Here is a 2,949-nt window from a genome sequence, read left to right on the forward strand (position 1 = left end):
GCCGTCGACCTGCACGGCAACGGGCCGGCGAGCCGGGTCCTGCTGCAGGCGCTGGCGCCGCGGCGGCTCGTCGCGTTCGGCCACGACGGCGGCCCCGCCTGGCGCACCGAGGAGCACGAGCGGCACCGCTGGTGCCGCCTGGTGGGCGAGGCGCTCGGCGTGGCCACCGACCCCGACGACCTCCTGCTGCCACCGCCGCGGGTCGGGTCGCCGGCGCCCGGGGCCGTCGTCGTGCACCCGGGCGCGGCGTCGGGGAGCCGCCGCTGGTCCTCGCGGAGGTACGCCGCGGTCGCCCGGTGCCTCGCCGAGGCCGGGCACTCCGTGGTCGTCACCGGGTCGGGCGCCGAGCACCGGCTCGCCGCGGAGGTCGCCGTTGGGGCCGGGCTGCCCGACGAGGCGGTGCTGGCGGGCCGCACCGACCTCGCCGGGCTGGCGGCCCTGGTCGCCGGTGCCCGGTTGCTGGTGGCGGGCGACACGGGCGTGGCGCACCTGGCCTCGGCGTACCGCACCTCGTCGGTGCTGCTGTTCGGCCCCACGCCGCCGGCCACCTGGGGACCTCCGCCGGGCCCGCACACCGTGCTGTGGCACGGCGCCGGTCCGGGCGACCCCCACGGCAGCGAGGTCGACCCGGCGCTGGCTCGGATCACCGTGGAGGAGGTCGTGGCCGCCGCGCGGCTCAGGCTGGCTGCGCGGGGATGACGGCCGCGAGGCCGAGCTCGTCGGCGATCCACCGGACCGTCCGCTCCAGTCCCTCGCGCACCGGCGTGCGAGGCGACCATCCCAGCAGCGTGTGCGCACGCGCCAGGTCGGGGCGCCGCAGCCGCGGGTCGTCCTCGGGGAGCTCCACGTGCACCAGCGACGAGGCCGAGCCGGTGAGGTCGAGCACCAGCGCGGCCAGCTCGCAGATCGTGGTCTCGAGGTCCGAGCCGATGTTGACCGGGCCGCTGCCCTCGGACCCGGCCAGCCGGAGCAGCCCCTCCACGGTGTCCTCGACGAAGCACAGGGACCTGGTCTGGGAGCCGTCCCCGGCCACCGTCAACGGGTCGCCCGAGAGCGCCTGCGTCACGAACGCCGGCACGACCCGGCCGTCGTCGAGCGCCATCCGCGGCCCGAAGGTGTTGAAGATGCGGGCGATCACCGTGTCGACCAGGCCCTCGCGGCGGTACGCCGCGGTGAGCGCCTCGGAGAAGCGCTTCGCCTCGTCGTACACGCTGCGCGGGCCGATCGGGTTGACGTTGCCCCAGTAGGTCTCGGGCTGGGGGTGCACCAGCGGGTCGCCGTAGACCTCGGAGGTCGACGCCAGCAGGAAGCGGGCGCCCGTGCGGGCCGCGAGGTCGAGGGCCTGCGTCGTGCCGCGGCTCCCGGCCTGCAGCGTGGCCAGCGGCTCGCGCAGGTAGTGCAGCGGCGAGGCGGGAGAGGCCAGGTGCATGATCAGGTCGAGCGGGCCGGGGACGTCCAGGCCGTCGCACACGTCGGCCTCGACGAAGGTGAAGAGGGGGTCGCCCTCCAGGCCGGCGACGTTGGCCCGGGAGCCGGTGATCAGCGAGTCGACGCACCAGACGCGGACGCCGTCGGCGACCAGCCGGTCGCACAGCCACGACCCGACGAAGCCGGCGCCGCCCGTGACGACCACGCGGTCGCCGCGGCCCCAGGTCCGAAGGGCCGGCGCGCTCACACCCGGCTCCCCGAGAACGCGGTGGCCTCGGCCCGCCGCAGCTGCTCGACGACCTCGGCCGGCACCGGTCGGCGCCGCGCGAGCGCTCTCGGCAGCCGCCGCAGGAAGGGCAGCAGCTCGGCCCGGGAGGCGGGGTCGCGACCGGCCTCGCGCACGAAGCCGGCGCACTCGCGGGCGGCTCGCCCGGCGGGCAGCCTCAGCACCGCGGTCAGGCAGTCGTTGCGCCGGCACCGTGCCCGCCGCCGCGGCGCCGCCTCGCGTGACGCGGACGGCTGGTGATGGGCCACCACGTCCTCGACGTACGCCTGATCCCAGCCCGCGGCCGCGAGGTCGAGCGCCAGCAGGCGCTCCTCCCCGCCCACGCCGAGCGTCCGGTCGTAGCCGCCGACGCCGAGGTAGGCCTCGCGCCGCACGACCACGCCGCAGGCGAGGTGGCCGAGCACCGCGGGTCCGGGGGTCCCCGCCTTGTGCCACCCGCGGGCCATCTGCAGGCACACGGGGTCGGTCCGCTCGCCGGGGTGCACGACGATGCGTGCGTGGAGCAGCCCGAGCCGGGCGTGGGTCCTGAAGAGGTCCGCCGCCAGCGGCAGCGCGCCGGCCTCCCACCAGGAGTCGTCGTCGGCGAAGGCGACCAGGTCGGCGTCGGTGGCCCGGGCGCCGACCGTGCGCCCCGCCGCGGCGAGGTTCTCCGGCAGCGCCAGGACCCGCACATCGGGGAACCGCTCGCGCACGGCGGCCGCGCTGCCGTCGGTGGAGGCGTTGTCGACGACGACGAGTTCGCGGAACTCGCGCCCGCCGACCAGGTCCTGCAGCCGGTCCAGCGTCTGCAGGAGCTCCGGTCGCCGGTCGCGGGTGATGATGACGACGGACACGGAGGGGGCGGTCATGGACCGTCCCCCTCCGCAACCGGGTGGGTCACCCGCCGTTCTGCGGGCTCGTGTTGTCGGTACCGCCGAGCTTGCGGAGGAACTCGTGGCACTGGTGGGCGCGTGCGGAGTCCTGCTCCATCACCTCGCGGAAGAACGACGCGATGTCGTCCTGACCCGCGTTCTCGGCGTCCCGGACGTACTGGCCGTAGTCGTGACCCGCCTTGAGCGAGTGGTACTGGACGGAGACGAGGTCGTAGGTGACGTCGTCGAAACCGGTTTCTCCGGTGGCCATCGTGGTCTCCCTTCACATCGGTGGACGAGAGACCTCGGTAACCCCTGGCGGCTCGATGATGCCTCCCGGCCGAGCCTTCAGGAGATCTCGCCCCGCAGCTTCTCCAGGATCCG

Annotated in this window: 4 protein-coding genes; 1 reads left to right on the top strand and 3 read right to left on the bottom strand. The window is 75.7% G+C overall.

Annotated elements, in window-relative coordinates; genetic code table 11:
• The coding region (locus QZX64_RS01750) for a glycosyltransferase family 9 protein (protein ID WP_295656455.1) at window positions 1-699 on the top strand (699 nt) is incomplete at its 5' end.
• Here the strand turns inward: QZX64_RS01750 and QZX64_RS01755 are convergent.
• From QZX64_RS01755 to QZX64_RS01765, 3 genes are read right to left on the bottom strand one after another with little or no spacing between them, the layout of a single operon-like run.
• Window positions 677-1,675: a UDP-glucuronic acid decarboxylase family protein gene (locus tag QZX64_RS01755; RefSeq protein WP_295656456.1), complete on the bottom strand. Its 999-nt coding sequence runs from the start codon at window positions 1,673-1,675 to the stop codon at window positions 677-679. The genes QZX64_RS01750 and QZX64_RS01755 overlap by 23 nt on opposite strands.
• A complete protein-coding gene (locus QZX64_RS01760; RefSeq protein WP_295656457.1) occupies window positions 1,672-2,562 on the bottom strand; it encodes a glycosyltransferase family 2 protein in 891 nt (296 codons plus the stop codon). Before QZX64_RS01760 ends, QZX64_RS01755 begins: the two co-directional genes overlap by 4 nt.
• A 28-nt stretch (window positions 2,563-2,590) precedes the next feature.
• Window positions 2,591-2,836, bottom strand: a complete 246-nt coding sequence (locus QZX64_RS01765; RefSeq protein WP_295656459.1) for a hypothetical protein — start codon at window positions 2,834-2,836, stop codon at window positions 2,591-2,593.
• Between the last annotated feature and the right edge of the window lie 113 nt (window positions 2,837-2,949).

It is taken from the genome of uncultured Nocardioides sp. (assembly GCF_902805925.1).
Classification (GTDB): domain Bacteria; phylum Actinomycetota; class Actinomycetes; order Propionibacteriales; family Nocardioidaceae; genus Nocardioides.

Excerpts from the sequence above, each read along its gene's own strand:
- QZX64_RS01760 (WP_295656457.1), bottom strand. The coding sequence starts at position 2,562 with ATGACCGCCCCCTCCGTGTCCGTCGTCATCATCACCCGCGACCGGCGA.
- QZX64_RS01765 (WP_295656459.1), bottom strand. The coding sequence starts at position 2,836 with ATGGCCACCGGAGAAACCGGTTTCGACGACGTCACCTACGACCTCGTC.